Below are 20,193 nucleotides of genomic sequence, written 5' to 3'. Positions count from 1 at the left end.
GGACAGGCCCGCGGGCGGCGCCCCCGCCGAGGGTCAGACCTTCGGCTTGATCACGTCGGGGGTCAGGAAGGTGGTGGCGATCCGGTCCTCGTTGAGCTTGGTGCCCCAGGTGGCCGGGTCCGTCTTGAGGATGTTGTCCTTGTTGCAGTCGTACTCGCCGATGGTCTGGGGGTCGAACTGCGCGAACGTCGTGCCCGTCAGCTTCAGCATGAGCGAGCAGGACGAGGGCATGTTGGCGCCCGGGTCGGTCGGGGCGTGCAGGCCGCCGCCGGTCCACTCGTGCACCTGGGAGAGCTTGTTGATCACGCACTGCCTGGTCAGATCTGAGCCGCAGGCCTGGGCCGACTGCGCCCACAGCAGGAAGGCCGAGGTGGCCTGCATGCCGAGCAGCGCGACCTTGCCGTGCGAGGCGTTGATCAGGTCGAGGTACTTCTTGACCGCGGGCACCTTGTCGGCGTTCTCGAACGGCTGGAAGATCGTTCCAATGTGGATCTTGTCTCCCACGCCCTGGGTGTTCCACTTGGAGACGGCCGTGCTGTACCAGGTCGCCTCGAACACCAGTGTCGGGTGCGCGCCCACCCGGTCGAGCGCCTCAAGCAGGCTGAAGCCCGCGGGGTCCGGTGTCTTGGAGGTCCACAGCGCCTCGACGCCGCACGACTTGAACTTCTCGGCGAACGGGACGTAGCTCGCGTCGCCGTCGTTGTTGAGCATCACGCCGCAGTTCGTCGGCGTGATGCCGATCTTCTTCATCGCGGCGGCGATCTTGCTGCTTCCCGTCTTGACCGCGGGCGAGGTCGAGACGATGAGGTCGACCTTCTTGCCGAACTCGGGGAACAGCTTGGCGGCCTGGCGCAGGGCGGAGCTGTTGTAGTAGTCGACCGGGTAGGGGACGGCCTCGTACTTCATCGGGCCCATCGCGGCGTTCGGCCCGACGGTGAAGCCCGCGACCGTGGGCAGCTTGCAGCCGACCCGGAACTGCTCGGCCGCCTCGTCCATGGCGAAGCCCTGGCCGACGAGCATGAAGTCCTGCTTGCAGGCCTTCTGCATGACGGTCGCCGACTGCATGTAGGCCGCGTCGTACTGGTTGCCCTTGATCTGGCGGCCGTTGATGCCACCCTGCTTGTTACACCAGCCGATCATGGCGTTGACGGCGTCGCCCATCTCCTTGGACAGGCCGGGCGCCGCGGGGAAGCCACGGTCGTCGCCGAAGCCGATGGTGATCTGGGTGTCGGTGACGCCCTGGTCGGTCGCGCCCTTGGCGTCGCCCTTGCCGCACGGCGACTTCAGGTCGCCGAACGTCTCCTGACCGCCGGACGCCGACGAGTCACCGGACGCCGGCGCGGTCGTGCCGTTCGTACCGGCCGACACGTCGACCGATCCTCCGCGCTCGCTCGCACAGGCGGTGGCGAGCATCGCGAGGACGACAGTACCCGCCGCCAAGCGGGCAATCCTGTTGCCTGTCATCCGGTCGTTCTCCTTTCACTGACCGCCAGGTGGCGGCAGGGTCTTGGGGGGTGGGGCCGACCTCGGCCTGACGTCACGCGGGCTCAGGCCGGGTCACCCGAAGAAGGCCTGGCCGCCGTCGAGCGGCAGGGTCGCGCCGGTGAGGTAGCGCATGCCGGGGCCGACGAGCGCGACCACGGCCTGCCCGATGTCCTGCTCGCAGTCGCCCACGTAGCCGAGCGGGATCCTCCTGCAGAACTCCTCGGCCTCGGCCGGGTTGGCCTCCATCCACCGCTTCAGCCCGGGTGACAGGGCGTGCGGGGCGATGGAGTTGGCGCGGATGCCGTCGGCGCCCCATTCGGCGGCCGCCGTCCTGGTCAGCGACCGCAGGGCCTGCTTGGCCGCGGCGTAAGCGCCGAAGGTCTCCGGATCCCAGCGGACCATGGCCGAGCTGACGAGGTTGACGATGTTGCCACCGCCGCGCCGCTTCATATGCGGGTGGCAGGCCTTCATGAAGGCGAAGGCGGCGAAGGGGCCACTCAGGAAGCCCTTCTGGAAGTCGGCGTCGCTCATCGACAGCAGCAGGCCGTACGTGCCCGCGTAGGCGTTGTTGACCAGGATGTCGACTCCGCCGAAGCGGGAGACCACCTCGGCCACGACGGCCGGGACGGACTCGGTCTCGCTCACCTCGCACAGGAAGGGCTCGGCGTCGGCCCCGCGCTCACGGAGCAGATCGCACGTCGCCTCCAGCTTCGCCATGGTCCGGCCGAGGACCGCGACCGACGCGCCCTCCGAGGCGAGCGCGAGGGCGATGCCCTGGCCGACTCCCTGGCCCGCACCGGTGACGATCGCGACTTTCCCATCGAGGCTTCCCATCACTCTCCCGTTTCGCCGTGGCTCGATTGACGGCAATAGTGGTGTGACCCGGCCCACTCCAAACAGGAAGTCCCGCTCACCGGGAACAAGTGCCCCCGGTGCGGACGACCTCCGTGACGCCGTGGTCCCGGTCAGTGGGAAGCCCTGCTCAGTGCCACATACGATGACCAGAATGGGCGGTCAGGCAGACGCACGTCGTGTGACGACGCCCTCGTCGCGCGACGGGACGAGCGTGGTGGGACGAAAGAGAACCGATGGCCACATCCACAGATCCGAGAATCGCAGCAACGGAGATCATGACTCGCCTGACCGGCCCCGGCGGTGAGTTCGAACTGGCCGAGGAGGAGGTCCTCGGCTCGCGGATGCAGGTCTTCAAGAACCGTCCGCGGAACCTCGGCGAGGTGCTCGCCGCGTCGGCCGGGTTCGGCGACGGCGACTACATCGTGACCGCGCAGGAGCGGCTGAGCTTCGCCGACCACGCGGCCCAGGTCGCCTCGCTGGCCAAGGCGCTCCGCGAGGAGTACGGCGTCGGCAGAGGCGACCGGGTCGCCATCGACGCCGCGAACTCCCCCGCCTGGATCATCACCTTCTGGGCGGCGATCGCCCTCGACGCGATCGCCGTCGGCTACAACGCGTGGTGGTCACGCCGTGAGATCGAGTACGCCCTGGGACATACGACCCCGAAGGTCGTCGTCGCGGACGCCAAGCGGACCGCGTTGATCAGGCAGATCGGACAGAACCTCCCGGCCGTGCTGACCATCGAGGAGGACGTCCCGCGGCTGGCCCGCCGACACCCCGGCGCCGTCCTGCCCGTTTCCGAGGCCGCCGAGGACGATCCGGCGGTCATCCTCTACACCAGCGGAACGTCGGGACGCCCCAAGGGGGCGGTGCACTCGCACCGGAACCTGACGTCGGTCGTCGAGTACCACCGGATGAACGACGCCGTGGCCCGCGAGTTCGGCGACCCGACCGACCCGGCGAGCAGGCGCTATCTGCTGGCCATGCCGCTGTTCCACATCGCGGGCCTGCACAACCTGGCCGTGCCTCGCCTGGCGAACGGCAGCGCGGTCATCATGCACCAGGGCTCCTTCGACGTCGACAGGGTGCTGCGGCTGATCGAGAAGGAGCGGGTGACCAACTGGGGCGCGGTGCCGACCATGGCGCACCGGCTGGTCGAGCACGGTGACCTGTCGAAGTACGACCTGTCCTCGCTGCGCGCCTTCTCGCTGGCGTCCGCGCCCTCCTCCCCCGCGTTCAAGGAACGGCTGCGCAAGGCGCTGCCGATCGCCGAGCAGGCCCTGGTCGACAGCTACGGGCTGACCGAGTCGTCGACCGCGATAGCCGCGGCGACGCCGCAGGACCTGGCCGAGTCACCGGGGACGCTCGGCCGTCCCATCACGACCGTGCGGCTGGAGATCCGCGACTTCGAGGGCAACGCGCTCCCCGAGGGCGAGGAGGGCGAGATCTGCGTCCGCAGCCCCTTCAACATGCTGGGCTACTGGCAGGACCCCGAGGCGACCACGCGGGCGATCGACGCGGACCGGTGGCTGCACACCGGTGACATCGGCACGGTCGAGCAGGGGCGGGTACGCCTGACCAGCAGGCGCTCCGACCTGATCCTGCGCGGAGGAGAGAACGTCTACCCCGCCGAGATCGAGAACGTCCTGGCGGAGCACCCCGGTGTGCGGGAGTGCATCGTGATCGGCGTGCCGCATCCCGACCTGGGCCAGGAGGTCATGGCGGTGGTCGTCACCGGCGGTGAACACCCCGTCGGCGAGGAGGAACTGAGAGAGTACGCCAAGCGGGAGCTGGCCTACTTCAAGGTCCCCTCCCGGTGGCGGATCACCGAGAAGAGCCTGCCCAGGAACGCGACCGGCAAGGTGATCCGCCGCGACGTCGAGCTGTCCATCGGCGAAACCTCCGGCGACTGACCCCTCTTCCTCGTCTCCCTCGTGCGGCCTCGTCCGGCCGGGCGGGGAGACGGGGGAAAGCCGTTACGGCCGGGAAAAGCGAGAACCCCGCCCGAGGGCGGGGTTTTTTCCGTGTGGGCCGCCGGGCCGTCACCGGCGGGCAAGCTTTCCCGGGCCCGCGTGCGCGAGCCCGGGACGTGCCGGGGTCAGCGGGGACGCTGCAGATGCTTGGCGATGAACAGGCCCTCCGCGCTGACGCACACCTTCCCGCCCGCCGAGATCGTTCCCGTTGTGCGGATCTTGCGCCCGTCGACGGAGACCTGCCGCCCCGTCACGGTCAGCGGCTCGAACAGCGGGGTCGGCCGGTGGTAGCGGAGCGTCAGCTCCGCCGTCATCCCCGAAACGCCGGCCCAGTGGTTGGCGACGCCGAGCGTGTGGTCGAGCAGCAGCGCGGAGATGCCGCCGTGCACGTATCCTGGCGGCCCCTGGTACGGCATGCCCAGCACGACGACCCCCTCGATGGAACCGTCCTGCCCGCCGGTCAGCGGAAGCGGCGGCGCGATCGCGTTCTCCGGGCCGGTGACCGGATCGTGCCTGGTCACCCCCTCGCCCCGCCACATGTCGACCATCCGCTCCTCGACGGCGGGAGCGTGCTTGTCGAGGTGGTCGGCGACGGCGTTGAGCTGCTCGGCGACCCTGGCCATCTCGGCGGAGGAGCCGTCGCCCGCGTGCAGCAGCGACGCGATCACCCTGCGGGCCGCGGCGACCGCCGCGTCCACGCCCTCGTTGTTCGCGGTCGCGGTCAGCGCCGCGGGCCGTCCCGCCTGCCCTTCCTGCCCGGTCTGGCTGGATTGTTCTGGCTTGTGCGTGCTCATGTTTCCAGTCTCCTCATCACCACCGGCCGGGTCGGCGATCGCTTCGCCGCTCTCCCCGCCGGTGTCCTGGCCCCCGGTCACGGCGCGACCGTGGCCGTCGCGTGGGTGAGCACGGGAGCGTCGTCCTGTTCCGGGCAGGTCGAGCGCAGCGTCAGCAGATCGCCCTCACGCCACACCGTGGTCCTGATGGTCTGGCCCGGCAGCAGCGAACCGGCGAACCGGACCGACAGACCGGTCAGCCTCGACACGTCGCCACCGAGGACACCGTCCACGACCGCCTTCGCGACGATGCCGTACGACGCGAGGCCGTGCAGGATGGGCCGGTCGAAACCGGCCGTCCTCGCGAACTCCGGGTCGGCGTGCAGCGGGTTGAGGTCGCCGTTGAGCCGGTACAGCAGTGCCTGCCTGGGCAGGGTCGGGGAGTCGAGCACGACGTCAGGCTCCCGCTCCGGGACTGACCAGGAGTCCTCGGGGCCGGGCTCGCCGCCGAAACCGCCCTCGCCGCGCGCCCAGATCCGCATGGTCGCGGTCCACAGCGGATCGCCGTCCGCGTCCGCCGCCGACTGCTCCATCACGATCATCGCGGCCTTGCCCTTGTCCCAGACGTCCGCCACCCGTGAGGTGACGGTCGCGGCGCCGGAGGCGGGCAGCGGCCGGTGCACGGTGAGGCCCTGGCCCGCGTGCAGGATTCTGCGCAGGTCGATGTCGATGCCGGGCATGACCATCGCCATGGGGGCGCCGTCACCGGCGGAGAGCCCCTGGCCCGCGACCATGGCGAAGGTCGGCAGCACCCGCAGCCCGCGCTCGTAGGTGTAGGACAGCTCGGGGTCGGCGCCGGTTCCCGCGCCCAGGCTCAGGTGGTACAGCAGCACGTCCCGCCTGGTCCACGAGATCTCGGTGACCGACGGTTCGGCCCCGAGCGCCTTGTTGAGATCGATCGGCATTCTCTCAGCCCTCCTCGTTCAGGGTGCCCGCGCCGTACAGGGTCACCACGCAGGCGCCGCCGAGCCCGAGGTTGTGCTGCAGGCCGACCCTGGCGCCGTCGACCTGGCGCGCGCCCGCCTCTCCGCGCAACTGCCAGGTCAGCTCGGCGCACTGGGCCAGGCCGGTCGCGCCCAGCGGGTGCCCCTTGGAGATCAGGCCGCCGGAGGGATTGACGACCCAGCGTCCGCCGTAGGTCGTGGCACCCGACTCGACGAGCTTGCCACCGTCGCCCTCCGCGCACATGCCGAGCCCCTCGTAGGTGAGGATCTCGTTGATCGAGAAGCAGTCGTGCAGCTCGATCACGTCGACGTCCTCGACGGTGAGGCCCGCCTCGGCGAACACCTGGACCCCCGCGGCGCGGGTCATCGGCACGCCGACCACGTCGATGTCGGATCCGGCGTCGAACGCCTGGCCCGTGTCGGTGACGAGCGCCTGCGCCAGGATCTCGACCGCCCTGTCCTGCAGGCCGTGCTCGCGGACGAACCGCTCGCTGACGACGACGGCCGCGCCCGCGCCGTCCGAGGTCGGCGAGCACTGCGACCGGGTGAGCGGCTCGTGGATCGGCTTGTCGCTCAGCACCCGCTCGAGGGTGTACTCGTCCTGGAACTGCGCGTAGGGGTTGTTCATCGAGTGCCTGTGGTTCTTCACCGCGACGGCCGCGATCTGCTCGGCGGTCGTGCCGTACCGCTCCATGTGCTCGCGCGCCGCGTTGCCGAAGAACTGCGCGGTCATCGGGGAGTTCGCCCAGCCCCGGTTGGCGGCCAGCACCCCGATGTGCCGGTCGAGCGGGGTCACCTTGGGCATCCCGCCCGCTCCCGGGGACAGCGCCTCCTTGGTCATCTTCTCGAAGCCGACCGCGAGGGCCACGTCGACGACACCTGACCGGACCCACTCCCTGGCCATCATCAGCGCCGTCGAGCCGGTGGCGCAGTTGTTGTTGACGTTGACGATCGGGATGCCGGTGAGCCCGACGTCGTACAGGGCCCGCTGGCCCGCCGCCGAGGGGGCGAACACGTAGCCGACCGCGGCGCGCTGCACGGCGGAGTACTCGATCCCGGCGTCGGCCAGCGCGTTGCCGACGGCCTCGACGACCATGTCCGGGTACTCCCAGTCACGGGTCTCGATCTTCTCGAACCTGGTCATGCCGACGCCGATGACGAACGTCCTGTCGCCCACGGGTCCTCCTTTCCTATGACGGGTCATGAGGTGTCAGGCCCTGGCCGGGACGGGCTCGGGGTCACGGGGCAGGCCGAGCAGGCGCTCGCCGATGATGTTGAGCTGCACGTCGGTCGTGCCTCCCGCGATCGACATGCACCGGGAGTTGAGGAACATCCAGGTGGCGGTACGGCCGTCGCCGCCCTCGCCGGACAGGGACTCCGCGCCCGCCCAGTCCATCGCGGTCTCCCAGACCTGCTGGATGTGCTCGACACCGATCAGCTTGCCGATGCTGGACTCGGCGCCCGGCTGCCGGCCGGACAGCGAGCGGATCGTGGTGCGCAGGCCGAACAGGCCGCCGGACTGCGCGTCGCACAGGATGCCGCCGAGCGTGGTCAGCCGCTCGTCGTCGGCCTCCCCCGGAGCGGCCGCGACGAGGTCGAGCAGCGCCTCGCCACCGCTGCCGAGCGAGGAGTCGTGGGAGAGCGAGACCCGCTCGTTCGCGAGCGTGGTGCGGGCGAGCTTCCAGCCGTCGCCGGGGGCGGCGACCAGCATTTCGTCGGGGACGAACACCTCGTCGAGGAAGACCTCGTTGAACAGCGCCTCGCCGGTCAGCTCGCGCAGCGGCCTGATGTCGATGCCCGGGCTGGACATGTCAAGCAGGAAATAGGACAGGCCCTTGTGCTTGGGGGCGGAGACGTCGGTGCGGGCCAGCAGGATGCCCCAGTGCGCCTCTCGGGCCATGGAGGTCCAGACCTTCTGCCCGGTGATCTTCCAGCCGCCGTCGACCTTCTCCGCGCGGGTGCTGAGGCCCGCCAGGTCCGAGCCCGCGCCCGGCTCGCTGAACAGCTGGCACCACACGATGTCGCCGCGCAGCGTCGCGGGCAGGAACCTCTCGTGCTGCTCGGGGTTCCCGTGGGCGATCAGGGTCGGCACGACCCAGCCACCGATGATCATGTCGGCGGCGCGGAGTCCCGCGGTACGCATCTCCTCGGCGATCACCAGCTGCGAGACCGCGTCGGCGCCCTTGCCCCACGGCACGGGCAGGTGCGGGGCGGTGTAGCCGTGCTCGGCGAGGTAGGTCAGTCGCTCCTTGCCCTCCAGGTTCCCCGCGGGCTCAAGCTCGGCGCGGACCTCGGCGCGGATCCGCTCCGCCTCGGCGGGCAGCTCGACGCCGAGCTTGCGGCGGGCGCCGCCCAGGGTGAGGTGGGCGACCCTGCGCCGCCACGAGGCGGTCGAACCCAACAGGATGCGCAGGGTCTGGGCGCGGCGCAGGTAGAGGCTCGCGTCGTGCTCCCAGGTGAACCCGATGCCGCCGAGGGTCTGGATGCAGTCCTTGGCGGTGCTGAAGGCCGCCTCGACGCTGGTCGCCCCCGCGACGGCCGCGGCCAGCGACGCCTCCCGGGGATCCTCGACGGCACCGGCGTCGCCGGCGCGGGCGGCGTCCCAGGCGCAGACCCTGGCCTGCTCGGCGCGGGCGAGCATGCGCGCGCAGCGGTGCTTGACGCCCTGGAACTGGCCGATCGGGCGGCCGAACTGCTCACGCACCCTGGCGTAGTCCGCGGCGGTCGTGGTGGCCCAGTCGGCCAGGCCGGACGCCTCCGCGGCGAACAGGGCCGCGGCCAGGTCGAGCACGCCGTGCTCGTCGAGGCCGGTGAGCACGTCACCGGGGGCGACGGCGACACCGTCCACGCTGACCCGCGACAGCCTGCGGGTCAGGTCGTGGCTGGGCAGGTCGGCCGTCTCGACCAAGGCGCGGGGCAACACGACCCAGGTCGTGGCGACGCCGTCCTTGACGGGCAGGACGAGCACGTCGGCGACATGACCGCCGAGGATCGGCTCGGAGACGCCGGAGACGCTGATCTCACCGCTCTGGGCGCGCGTGAGGCCGAGGCCACCCGGCCTCAGCCCGACCGCTCCGATCATGGTTCCCTCGGCGAGCTCCGCCAGCAGCGGTTCGTGTCCCGCGCGGCGCAGGACGGCGCTCGCGAGCACCGTGGGCAGGAACGGCCCCGGCGCCATGGCACGGCCGAGCTCCTCGACGACGACGGCCAGCTCGAGGAGCCCGTAGCCCGCGCCGCCCGACTCCTCCGGCAGGTGCAGGCCGAGCAGTCCCTGCTCGGCGAGGGCGGGCCAGTAGGACGGCAGTTCCTCCCGCTTGGCGTCAACGGCCTTGCGGACCACCTCCGGGGTCACGTGGCGGGTGACGAAGGTGCGTACGGAGTCGCGCAGGTCGCGGTGCTCCTGGGTCAGTCCGATGGTCATTGTCGTCTCAGATCCGTTCGATGATGGTGGCCGTCGAGTGGGCACCGCCCGCGCACATGGTGACCAGGGCGGTCGAGCCGCCGGTCCGCTCAAGCTCGTACAGGGCCTGGGTGATCAGGCGGGCACCGGTCGAGCCGACCGCGTGGCCGAGGGCGATCGCCCCTCCGTTGACGTTGACCTTGTCCATGTCGGCCTTGTGCACCTGCGCCCAGGACAGCACAACGGAGGCGAAGGCCTCGTTGATCTCCACGAGGTCGATGTCGGACAGCGTCATGCCCGCCGTACGGAGCACGTGCTCGGTAGCCTGGACCGGGCCGTCAAGGTGGTAGTAGGGGTCGGAGCCGACCATGCCGGAGGCGACGATGCGCGCGCGGGGACGGAGCCCGAGCTGCCGGGCCCGCTCGGCACTCATCAGCAGTACGGCCGCCGCACCATCGCTGATCTGCGAGGCGTTGCCCGCGGTGTGGATGCCGTCGGGCAGCACCGGGTTCAGCTTCGCCAGGCCCTCCGCGGTCGTCTCACGCAGTCCCTGGTCGCGGGTGACGGTCATGGTCTCCCCCGTCGGCCCCTCCGGGCCGATCACGGGCGCCTCGACCGGAAGGACCTGACCGTCGAAACGGCCCTCCGCCCAGGCCTGGGCGGCGCGCCGCTGCGAGGTGAGGCCGAGGGCGTCGGCGTCCGCGCGGGTGATGCCGCGCTTGGCCGCGATCCGCTCTGCGGCGGTGAACTGGTCGGGCATGTCGAGCGACCAGCTGTCGGGGAAGGGGCTGCCGGTCTCGGGAGTGAGCGCCTGGCCCAGGAAGACCCGGCTCATCGACTCGACGCCGCAGCCGATCCCGGCGTCGATCGCGCCGGAGGCGATCAGGCCCGCGACCAGGTGCACCGCCTGCTGGGAGGACCCGCAGGCGCAGTCGATCGTCGTGCACGCCGTGGTGTACGGCAGGCCGCTGTGCAGCCATGCCTGCCGGGTGACGTTGTTCGACTGCTCCCCCGCCTGGGTGACGCAGCCGCCGATCACCTGCCCGACGTCCCGCGGGTCGACTCCCGCCCGGTCGAGCAGGCCCCTGTGGGCCGTGCCGAGCAGCTCGGCGGGATGCAGCCCGGACAGCACGCCCCTGCGCCTGCCGACCGGTGTACGCACAGCTTCGACGATGACGGCCTCGGCCATGATCTCTCCTCGTGTCCTTGGGTTAGTTGGTCTCGCCGGACAGCACACGCTTGGCCCAGCGGTAGTCCGCCTTGCCGCTGGGCGAGCGCACGATGGCCTGCACGACGGTGAGCAGGGCCGGAACCTTGTATCCGGCGATCTGCGTGCGGCAGTGCGCCCTGAGCTCCTCCGCGTCGGGCGCGGCGACGCCCGCGCGCACCTCGACCACCGCGCCGACCCGCTCGCCGAACCGCTGGTCGGCAACGCCCGCGACGAGCGCGTCCATCACCGCGGGGTGTGACTTGAGCGCCTGTTCGACCTCTTCGGGGAAGACCTTCTCGCCGCCGGTGTTGATGCAGCCCGAGCCGCGTCCCAGCAACACGGTCGTACCGTCCGCCTCGACCCTGGCGACGTCCCCGAGCACGGCCCAGCGAACCCCGTCGATGACGGGGAACGTCTTGGCCGTCTTGTCCGGGTCCTTGTAGTAGCCGAGCGGGACGTGTCCGGTCCTGGCGATGAACCCGGTCTCGGGCGAACCGGGGGCGAGCGGCCGCAGCCGTTCGTCGACGACGACGACCTTCGGGGTGGGGGCGAGACGCATGAGCCCGTCCTCACCGACCCTGAGCTTGCCGTCGACGCCGGACTCCGAGGCACCGAACCCGTCGTTGACGAGAATGCCCGGCAGCAGCGCGACGGCCTCCTCCCGCACGCTGCGCGACAGGAGCGCGCCACCGGAGCCCAGCACCCTCCATGAGCTCAGGTCGTACTCGGAACCGTGCGCCTTGACGGCGTCGAGAAGGGGGCGGGCGATCGCGTCGCCGACGACGGTGGCGAGAACGACGGACTCCCGCTCGATCAGGCGCAACGCTTCCACCGGGTCGAAACGGCGCATCAGGATCATCGTCGCCCCGCCGAACAGGCCGGTGAGCAGGGTGTAGCTCGCCGCGCCGTGCATGAGCGGGGCGGTGATCAGGTAGGTCAACGGCGTGCCCGCGGCCGCGGCCAGCGTCTCCGGGGTCCGGTGCGGCTCGCCGCCGAAGGGGTTTCCCCCGGACAGGGCCGCGAAGTAGAAGTCCTCGTGCCGCCAGACCACGCCCTTCGGCATGCCGGTCGTGCCCCCGGTGTAGAGCACGTAGTGGTCGTCGGCGGTGCGCTGCTCCTTTGCGTCCGATCCAGAAACGGTCCCGTCCGTCGGCATGGCCGAGCCGTAGTCCGTCCAGGTCACCGACGTGCCCGAGGTGTACCCCTTCCAGGCTGCAGGGGTGTCCTCGTCAGCCGATTCGTTGGGCTGGTGAACGGAGGAGGGCGTCTCCTCCAGGACGATGACGTGGCGCAATGCGGGGCATCCGTCGGCGACCCTGGCGACGGCGGGGGTGAACTCCTCGGCGACGACCAGGGCGACCAGGTCGGCGTCGTTGTACAGGTAGAGCAGCTCGCGATCGGTGTAGCGGTAGTTGATGTTGATCGGCACCGCCCGGATCTTCAGGCACGCGAGGAGCGTCTCGACGAACTCGACGCCGTTGAGCATGTGCACGCCAACGTGCTCGCCCGGCTCGATTCCGGACGCCTTGAGACGGCTCGCCAGAGCGCCCGCACGCCTGTCGAGCTCTGAGAAAGTCAGCCGACGGTCACCGCAGACGAGGGCCAGCCGGTCCGGGACGGCCGCGGCCACGGCCTCGTACAGAGTTGCCAGGTTCAGCGTCATGGCGAGAGGCTAGAATTAATTCTTTTTTTACACAATGCCCTAGTCCCGCTGAGTGATCCCGGCCTCCGCGAGCCTGAGCGTCTCCGCCTCGTCGAGGCCGAGCCAGGCCAGCACCTCGCGGGTGTGCTCGCCGACCGCGGGGGGCGAGGAACGGATCTCGGCGGGCGTACGCGAGAAACGCGGCGCGGGAGCGGGCTGCACGACGCCGTCTCGTGACACGAACGTCGCACGGGCGACGTTGTGCGGATGGGCGGGCGCCTCGGCCAGGGAGAGCACGGGGGCGACGCACGCGTCCGTGCCCCCGAAGACCTCCTCCCAGTGGTCCCGCGTGTTCTCCGCGAACGCCTTCGCGAGCCGTTCCCGCAGCGCGGGCCAGGTCGCGGGGTCGTACTGCCCCCGGGGATCGAGGTCGGCGACGCCGAGGAGCTCGATGAGAAGTCCGAAGAACTGCGGCTCGATCGGGCCGACGGACACGTGGCCGCCGTCCGAGGTCGCGTACACGTCGTAGAAGGGAGCGCCGGTGTCGAGCAGGTTCGTGCCGCGCTCGGCCCACTGCCCCATCGCGTGGGCCCCGTAGAAGGGCGCCATCAGCAATGCCGAGCCGTCGACCATGGCCGCGTCGACGACCTGGCCCACGCCGTCGCGCCCCGCGGAGAGCAGGCCGGCGAGCACGCCGTACGCCAGCAGCATGGCGCCGCCGCCGTAGTCGCCGACCAGGTTCAACGGCGGCACCGGGGCCTGTCCGGCGCGCCCGATCGCCGACAGCGCGCCGGACAGCGAGATGTAGTTGATGTCGTGCCCGGCACTGCCCGCCAGCGGCCCCTCCTGCCCCCAGCCGGTCATCCGCCCGTAGACCAGGCGGCCGTTCCTGGCCAGGCACTCGTCCGGGCCGAGCCCGAGCCGCTCCATCACGCCGGGACGGTAGCCCTCGATCAGCGCGTCGGCCCGCTCGACGAGCTTGAGCACCAGCTCGACGCCGTCCGGCGACTTCAGATCGACCCCGACGGACCTGCGCCCCCTGGACGTCACGTCGGCCGCGTTGCGCGCCACGGCGCCGCCGGAGGGGACGACGGACGCCCCCCTGCCCGGCCTGTCGACGCGGATCACGTCGGCCCCCAGGTCGGCGAGCATCATCCCGGCGAAGGGGCCGGGGCCGACGCCCGCCATCTCGACGACGGTGAAACCTGTCAGCGGACCCATTTCTCCTACCCCCACTCAGCGGGACAACCCTCTTGGGTAAAACTAGAATACATACTAGTTTTTCACCTCTATCGACCTGCGCGCACAACGGGAGCGGAACATGGGTTCGAACATCGGTCTGGAAGGCCGGACGGCTGTCGTCACCGGCGCGGGCGGCGGGCTGGGCCGCAGTGAGGCGCTGGCACTCGCCGCACGTGGCGCGAACGTCGTCGTCAACGACATGGGCCAGGCCGCGGACGATGTCGTCGCCGAGATCAAGGAGCTCGGCGGCCAGGCGGTCGCGGTCACCGGCGACGTCGGCGAGTGGGACATGGGCGACCGTCTCGTCCAAGCCGCGGTCGAGACGTTCGGCGGCCTGGACATCCTGGTGAACAACGCGGGCGTGCTGCGCGACAAGATGCTGTTCAACCTGACCGAGTCCGACTGGGACACCGTCATCCACGTCCACCTCAAGGGGCACGCCGCGGTGTCGCGTGCGGCGGCCGTCCACTGGCGCGAGGCGAGCAAGGCGGCGGGCGGTCCCGTCTACGGCCGTGTCATCAACACCTCCTCTGAGGCGTTCCTGTTCGGCTCCGCGGGCCAGCCCAACTACTCCGCCGCCAAGGCGGGCATCACGGCGCTGACCCTGTCGACCGCCCAGGGCCTGTCGAGGTACGGCGTGCGCGCGAACGCGATCTGCCCCAGGGCCCGCACCGGCATGACGGCGCACGTGTTCGGCGGCGGCGACGCGGCCGAGGGCGGCCTGGACATCCTGGCCCCCGAGCGCGTGGGGACGTTCGTCAGCTACCTGGCCTCCCCCGCCTCTGACGAGATCAACGGCCAGGTGTTCATCGTCTACGGCGACATGGTCGCGCTCATGGCGGCCCCGACCGTCGAGCGGAAGTTCACCGCCGCGAACGACGTCTTCTCCGTCGAGGAGTTCGACGCCCAGCTCACGCCGTACTTCAACGGACGCAGCCCGTACCAGAACTACGCCGCCTACAGCGTGGCCCAGCTCGACACCACGGGAGTCGAGAACGCCGCGGCGTCCAAGTGACCCGCCACCGGTGAGACCCCACAAGAGAGGCCGTCCAGCAGGACGGCCTCTCTTGTCTTTCGTATTACGACAGTCCACCAGGAAATGAACTGTCTGACGTGGCCACACCGGTGTCCGGACGGGGACCCGCCCCACCCTCATCCCGCTGGGACGCCCAAGCCCGCGCCGCCGAAGGCGGCGCTAGTAAACGGAGCCGCGCAGGACGGTCTCGGCGCCGCCGTCGAGGTAGATGACCTGGCCGGTCATATGGGAGTTGGCCGGGGCGACCAGCCAGCGCAGCGCCTCCGCGATCACCTCGGCGGTCGCGTACCCGTTCAGGGGCATGGGGACCGCCTTGTCCATGACCTCGCGCATCGCCTTGTCCTCGAACAAGGGCGCGGACATCGGCGTGAGCACGATCCCGGGCGCGATCGCGTTGATCGGGATGCCGTTACCCGCCCACTCCGGCGTGATGGACTCGCGGCGCAGCCAGCGGGCCAGCGCGGACTTCGACGACGGGTAGAGTTTCCGCCCCTCCCCCCGCTCGACGGCCTCGTCAGCCAGGGCGAGCGCGGCCCGCTCGTCGTCGTCGAGGCAGGCGGCGACCACTCCCGCGTCCGCGGGCTGTATGCCGGCGATGGAGCCGACCACGGCGGCGCGCGGCCGTTCGGCGGCGGCGAGCGCGGGACGCAACCCCTCCAGCAGGGCGGTCACCCCGAAGAAGTTCACCTGGACCGTCAGCGGGGTCGGGCCCGAGACGCCCGCGCAGGCGACGACCCCGTCCAGCACGCCGCCGGACAGGTCCAGCACGGAGGCGACCGCCCGCTCGCGTCCCTCGGGGGTGGCGAGGTCGGCGTTCACCTCGGCGTCCCTGAGGTCGACTCCGATCACCTCGTCCCCCTGCTCCCGTAGCAGGCGCGCGAGAGCCTGTCCTATACCCGAGGCCGTTCCGCTCACCGCGATGCGACGTGTCATGTCGTTACTCCTGGTAGTCATGTCAGGTGTGGGATCCGCCGTCGGCCCGGATCTCCGCTCCGGTGAGATACCCACCGTCGCGGGAGGCGGCGAACGCGATCACCCCGGCGATCTGCTCGGGGCTCGCCTTGCCGAGCGGCGAGCGGATCCGCCCGTAGTAGGAGAGGTCGAGGTGCCGGGGAAGCACCTCGGGGTTGTTCGTCAGCGGGGTCTCGACGGTTCCCGGGGAGACGGGCACGACCCGGATCCCGCGCCCGACGACCTCGGCGGCCAGGCTCAGTGAGAACCCCAGTACGGCGCCCTTCGAGGCCGAGTACGCCGTCATGTACGGGTTGCCGTGCGTGGCGGCCGACGAGGCGACGTTCACGATCACTCCGGTCCCGTCCGGCAGGTGGCGCAACGTCTCCCTGCAGAACAGCGCGGTACCGACGAGGTTGACGGAGAAGAGCCGGTGCAGGTCCTCGACCGTCAGCGAGTCGATCGGGGTCGCCTTGTGAATGCCCGCGACGTTGACCAGCACGTCGATCCCGCCGAGTTCGGCGGCCGCGGCCCGCACCGCCTCGATGACGGACCGCTCCTGCGTGACGTCCGCGACATGTGTGGCGATCCGGCCGGGTCCCGTCGCCGATCCGGCCGTCCCCGCCAGGCCGTCCTCCGCCAGGTCGACGGCGAAGACCGCCGCGCCCTCGGAGACGAGCCTGAGCGCGGTGGCGCGCCCGATGCCGGAACCCGCCCCCGTGAGCAGGACGCTCACCCCGTCAAAGCGGTTCAGTGCCATGTTTCTCAGGTCCTCCGCGTCCTCTCCGGGCCCCTCGGGTCATGCCTTGGGCACGCGGGCACCGGGGTGACGCGACGGTATCCGCGTGTACCGCGAAGCGAAGGGTACGGTCCCGGTCAGCGGGAGAAGGAGAGGATCATTCCCCGGTGGCGTTCGAGCGCGAGGCCAGCAGGAGCTTGCAGGCGAGCCGCATGTCGGCCTCGGCGTCCGGCATGGAGAGCCTGCCGTTGAGGCTGGCCTGGAGCCCGCCGTACCAGCACTGCACCAGGAGCCGGATCAGGGTGATGTCCTGGATGGTCGGGCTGTCGATCCCGAGGGTCCTGAGGATGATCTCGCGGAAAGCACCGTCGATCTTGCCGGCGTCGGTGATCGTGGCGGCGTTCGCCGAGCTCGACGACTGCATCATCGCGATCGCCAGGGCAGGCCTGCGCAGCAGCTGCCTGCTGGCGCTGATCAGCACCTCGTAGACCGCGTCCTCGGGGCTCGTGCCGGGTTTGGGACGCGGAGTGTTCTCGTTGAAGCGGTCGATCTGCTCGGCCAGGACCGCGGTGAACAGGTGGGTTTTGGAGGGAAAGTAGCGGTACAGCGTGCCGATCGCGACGCCCGCCGCCTTGGCCACCTCGTGCATCTGGACGCGTTCGAGCCCCTTCTCCGCCGCGATGTGCGCCGCCGCCCTGAGGATGCGCACATGCCTGGCTCGCTGATCGGGCGAGCTCGGCTCGGCCGGTGGTCGGGCCTCGGCGATTCTCGGCACGGTCTCCCCTGGAGAGTGGGTTCGATGTCGACAAAACAATACACAGGGGTGGACGGTGGGAAGTGAATTACGGATACCGGTGAGTGGGACGGAACAGTCGTCACGACGTGGGCTGCGATTGCCTGGGACCTCGCGACTTCACGGGAGGGCTGGGCATGGCGGGCGCCGCGCTGTGGGACGACGAGTACGACGTGGTGGTCGTGGGCTCCGGGGCCGGAGCCATGACCGGGGCACTGGCCGCGGCCTCAGCGGGCCTGCGCACCGCCGTACTCGAGAGAACGCCGCTGCTGGGCGGCACGTCCGCCTACTCCGGCTCCGCCGCCTGGCTGCCCGGCAGCCAGGTGCAGGCGCGGGCGCGGGCGGGGATCGGCGACTCGACCGAGTCGGCGCGCGTCTATCTCAGGGCGCTGCTGGGCGAGGGTACGGCGCGGCGGCGGGAGGCCTTCCTGGAGACCGCCCCCAAGGTCGTCGAGTTCCTCGAGCGGAACCCCGCGATCGAGTTCGAATGGCGGGCCTTCCCCGACTACTTCGACGCCCCGGGACGGATGGACGCGGGGCGCTCCTTCGTGCCCCTCGACCTTCCCGCGGACCGGCTCGGCGATCTGGCGCGCCTGGTGCGTCCCTCGGTCGACCGCGACCGCGCGGGACAGTCCCACCCGGCGGGCCCGCTGTCCGCGGGACGGGCGTTGATCGGGCGGTTGCTGCTCGCGCTGGCGGGCACCGGAAACGGTGTCGTCCGCACCGGCACCCGCATGACCCGTCTCATCGTCGAGGACGGGCGGGTGACCGGGGTTGAGGCGGAGACGGACGCGGGCCGGGTGCGGATCCGCGCGCTCCTCGGCGTGCTGATGGCCGCGGGCGGCTTCGAGGGAAACGGCGCGATGCGCGAGGAGCACGGCGTGCCCGGCGCCGCCGCCTGGACGATGGCCCCGCGTGGTACGAACGCCGGGGAGCCGATCCTGGCCGCCGTCGAGATCGGCGCGGCGACCGACCTGATGGACCAGGCGTGGTGGTGTCCCGGCGTCGAGCAGCCGGACGGCGCCGCCGCCTTCACCCTGGGCTTCCGCGGCGGTCTCATGGTCGACGCCTCCGGCGCGAGGTTCGCCAACGAGTCCCTCCCCTACGACAGGATGGGCAGACAGATGGCCGCCGCGGCGGGCCGCGTCCCCGCCTACCTCGTCTTCGACTCACGCTTCGGCGGCGACCTCCCGGCGATCTCGCTGCCGGGATGCCCGCCGCAGGAGCACCTGGAGGCGGGCACCTGGGTGCGGGCCGAGACCGTCGGCGAGCTCGCGGAGCGGCTCGGCCTGCCGCGCGAGAACCTGACCGCGACGCTGGAGCGGTTCAACGGCTTCGCGGCCGGCGGCGTCGACGAGGACTTCCACCGGGGCGAGGACCCCTACGACCTGTTCTTCGCCGACCGTTCCCACGGCCCGAACCCGTGCCTGGTCCCGGTCGACCGGCCGCCGTACTACGCCGCGCGCGTGGTCCTGAGCGACCTTGGCACCAAGGGTGGCCTGCGGACCGACGTCGACGGGCGGGTGCTGGACGGGGAGGATCGGCCGATCCCCGGCCTGTACGCCGCGGGCAACACCAGCGCGTCGTTCGCGGGCCACCACTATCCGGGCCCTGGCATCCCGATCGGCTCGGCGATGGTCTTCTCCTACCGGGCGGTGCTGGACATGGCCGCCGCCCGCTGACCTCCGCCGCCAGGCCCCGCCCGGTCTCGCGGGGCCTGGCTTCCGCGCGTCTGCGCAGCCAGGGCCGTGCCCGCGAAGTCCGCGAGGCACGGGGGGATCAGATGAGGTTGTCCTCGACGGTCAGGCCGAACTCGCCCCTGCCGTACATCGCCAGGGCGCGTTCGACGTCGTTGGCCACGTGCACGCTGCCCGCGTGGGCGTCGCGCCAGGCGCGCTCGATGGGGTTGCCGCGCCTCAGCGAGTTCCCTCCGGCGATCTTGAAGAGGATGTCGATCGCCTCGATCGCCCGCTCGGTGCCGCGGACCTGGTCCCTGCGGGTGCGCAGCCTCAGCTCCATCGGGATCTCCTCGCCCTTGACCGCGTGCTCGTAGACCTCGCGCACGTTGCGGTCGGTCTGCAGGATCGCGGCGTCGATCTCCGAGGCGGCCCTGGCGACCGCGACCTGGGCGAACTGGTCCTCGGCGAACCTGCCGCCGCCCAGGCTGAGCCGTACCCTGTCACGCATCGCGGCGATGTAGGAGCGGTAGCAGCCCGCGACCGTGCCGATCACCGGCGCGGTGATCGCGGAGGTGAAGATCGTCGCGAACGGCATGCGGTGCAGCGGCCCGGTGTTGACCTTCTGCCCCGGACCGCGAAGCTGGGCCTGCTCGTAGTTGCGCATCGTCCGGTAGCCGGGGACGAAGGCCCGCTCGACGACGATGTCGTTGCTCGCGGTGCCGCGCAGCCCGATCACGTCCCAGACGTCCTCAATCTCGTAGTCCGCCCTGGGCACGAGCACGGTCATGAAGTCGACCGGCCTGCCCTCCGCGCCCACGACCAGGCCGCCGATCAGGACCCATGCGGCGTGCTCACAGCCGGAGGAGAAGCTCCACCGGCCCGACAGCTCGTAGCCGCCCTCGACCGGGGTCAGCCGCCCGACCGGAGCGTAGGAGGAGGAGACCAGTGTGTCCGGATTCTCCCGCCAGACCTCGTCCTGCGCGATCTCGGGGAACAGGCCGAGCTGCCACGGGTGCACGCCGAGCACGCCGGTCACCCAGCCGGTCGAGCCGCAGACTCCGGAAATCTCCCTGACGACCTCGAAGAAGGCGACCGGATCGCTCTCCGCGCCGCCGTACCTCTTGGGCTGCAGCATCCTGAAGACGCCCGCCTCCGTGAGCTCCTGGATCGTCTCCACGGGGACGCGCCGGTTCTCGTCGGTCGACCGGGCCCGTTCGGCGATGTTCGGCAGCAGCCCGCGAACCGACTCCAACACCTCGTTGCTCATGGTTTGCGTTCTCCGTGTCGCGCTCGTCCTACAGGTGCAGACCACGATGGTGCGCCGCACCGGCGGGAACCCGTCCCGAACATCCCGACCACTGGGACTTCCGGTTCGGCCGCGGACCTCGCCGACCTACCTTTCAGGTCGAGAGAA

General features: G+C 70.9%; 16 protein-coding genes. 3 read left to right on the top strand and 13 right to left on the bottom strand.

What is annotated here, in order from left to right; all coding sequences use genetic code 11:
* Positions 1–33: 33 nt before the first annotated feature.
* Positions 34–1,464, bottom strand: coding sequence for an ABC transporter substrate-binding protein (locus AB0395_RS40455; protein ID WP_366291083.1), 1,431 nt, complete (start codon positions 1,462–1,464; stop codon positions 34–36).
* A 93-nt stretch (positions 1,465–1,557) separates the two neighbouring features.
* Entirely contained in the window at positions 1,558–2,319 is a 762-nt protein-coding gene (locus tag AB0395_RS40450) for an SDR family oxidoreductase (RefSeq protein WP_366291080.1), read from the bottom strand.
* A 296-nt stretch (positions 2,320–2,615) separates the two neighbouring features.
* Between AB0395_RS40450 and AB0395_RS40445 the strand changes: the two genes are divergently transcribed.
* Positions 2,616–4,250, top strand: coding sequence for a class I adenylate-forming enzyme family protein (locus AB0395_RS40445; RefSeq protein WP_366291078.1), 1,635 nt, complete (start codon positions 2,616–2,618; stop codon positions 4,248–4,250).
* 185 nt (positions 4,251–4,435) lie between these two features.
* On the opposite strand, the gene AB0395_RS40440 is transcribed toward AB0395_RS40445, so the two are convergent.
* From AB0395_RS40440 to AB0395_RS40410, 7 genes are all read right to left on the bottom strand, one after another.
* Complete coding sequence (locus AB0395_RS40440) at positions 4,436–5,104, bottom strand: PaaI family thioesterase (RefSeq protein WP_366291076.1); 669 nt, start codon at positions 5,102–5,104, stop codon at positions 4,436–4,438.
* A 77-nt stretch (positions 5,105–5,181) separates the two neighbouring features.
* A complete protein-coding gene (locus tag AB0395_RS40435) occupies positions 5,182–6,048 on the bottom strand; it encodes a MaoC/PaaZ C-terminal domain-containing protein (RefSeq protein WP_366291073.1) in 867 nt (288 codons plus the stop codon).
* A 4-nt stretch (positions 6,049–6,052) separates the two neighbouring features.
* Entirely contained in the window at positions 6,053–7,264 is a 1,212-nt protein-coding gene (locus AB0395_RS40430; protein WP_366291071.1) for a lipid-transfer protein, read from the bottom strand.
* A 33-nt stretch (positions 7,265–7,297) separates the two neighbouring features.
* Positions 7,298–9,508 (bottom strand): acyl-CoA dehydrogenase, encoded by a 2,211-nt coding sequence (locus AB0395_RS40425; protein WP_366291068.1) that lies wholly within the window; start codon positions 9,506–9,508, stop codon positions 7,298–7,300.
* A 7-nt stretch (positions 9,509–9,515) separates the two neighbouring features.
* Positions 9,516–10,676 (bottom strand): steroid 3-ketoacyl-CoA thiolase, encoded by a 1,161-nt coding sequence (locus tag AB0395_RS40420; protein WP_366291065.1) that lies wholly within the window; start codon positions 10,674–10,676, stop codon positions 9,516–9,518.
* Positions 10,677–10,698: 22 nt separating this feature from the next.
* On the bottom strand, positions 10,699–12,360 hold the full coding sequence (locus AB0395_RS40415) for an acyl-CoA synthetase (RefSeq protein ID WP_366291062.1): 1,662 nt from the start codon (positions 12,358–12,360) through the stop codon (positions 10,699–10,701).
* A 39-nt stretch (positions 12,361–12,399) separates the two neighbouring features.
* On the bottom strand, positions 12,400–13,560 hold the full coding sequence (locus AB0395_RS40410; RefSeq protein WP_366291060.1) for a CaiB/BaiF CoA-transferase family protein: 1,161 nt from the start codon (positions 13,558–13,560) through the stop codon (positions 12,400–12,402).
* A gap of 100 nt (positions 13,561–13,660) precedes the next feature.
* Between AB0395_RS40410 and AB0395_RS40405 the strand changes: the two genes are divergently transcribed.
* Positions 13,661–14,596, top strand: coding sequence for a 3-oxoacyl-ACP reductase (locus AB0395_RS40405; protein ID WP_366291057.1), 936 nt, complete (start codon positions 13,661–13,663; stop codon positions 14,594–14,596).
* 180 nt (positions 14,597–14,776) lie between these two features.
* Here AB0395_RS40405 and AB0395_RS40400 read toward each other — a convergent pair whose 3' ends face one another.
* From AB0395_RS40400 to AB0395_RS40390, 3 genes are all read right to left on the bottom strand, one after another.
* Positions 14,777–15,550, bottom strand: a complete 774-nt coding sequence (locus AB0395_RS40400) for an SDR family oxidoreductase (protein ID WP_366291055.1) — start codon at positions 15,548–15,550, stop codon at positions 14,777–14,779.
* A gap of 22 nt (positions 15,551–15,572) precedes the next feature.
* Positions 15,573–16,328 carry an SDR family oxidoreductase gene (locus AB0395_RS40395; protein WP_366291052.1) on the bottom strand — a complete coding sequence of 252 codons (756 nt, stop codon included), beginning with the start codon at positions 16,326–16,328 and terminating at the stop codon, positions 15,573–15,575.
* Between the two features lie 136 nt (positions 16,329–16,464).
* Positions 16,465–17,082, bottom strand: a complete 618-nt coding sequence (locus tag AB0395_RS40390) for a TetR family transcriptional regulator (RefSeq protein WP_366291049.1) — start codon at positions 17,080–17,082, stop codon at positions 16,465–16,467.
* A 155-nt stretch (positions 17,083–17,237) separates the two neighbouring features.
* Between AB0395_RS40390 and AB0395_RS40385 the strand changes: the two genes are divergently transcribed.
* Entirely contained in the window at positions 17,238–18,782 is a 1,545-nt protein-coding gene (locus AB0395_RS40385) for an FAD-dependent oxidoreductase (protein ID WP_366291046.1), read from the top strand.
* Positions 18,783–18,879: 97 nt separating this feature from the next.
* Here AB0395_RS40385 and hsaA read toward each other — a convergent pair whose 3' ends face one another.
* The gene (hsaA, locus tag AB0395_RS40380) at positions 18,880–20,046 is read right to left on the bottom strand and encodes a 3-hydroxy-9,10-secoandrosta-1,3,5(10)-triene-9,17-dione monooxygenase oxygenase subunit (RefSeq protein ID WP_366291043.1); all 1,167 of its coding nucleotides are present in this window, start codon (positions 20,044–20,046) and stop codon (positions 18,880–18,882) included.
* Between the last annotated feature and the right edge of the window lie 147 nt (positions 20,047–20,193).

Origin of the sequence: Streptosporangium sp. NPDC051023 (assembly GCF_040689595.1) — a bacterium.
GTDB lineage: Bacteria > Actinomycetota > Actinomycetes > Streptosporangiales > Streptosporangiaceae > Streptosporangium.
Note: the sequence above shows the minus strand (reverse complement) of the source record. Positions and strands in the feature narration are given on the sequence as shown.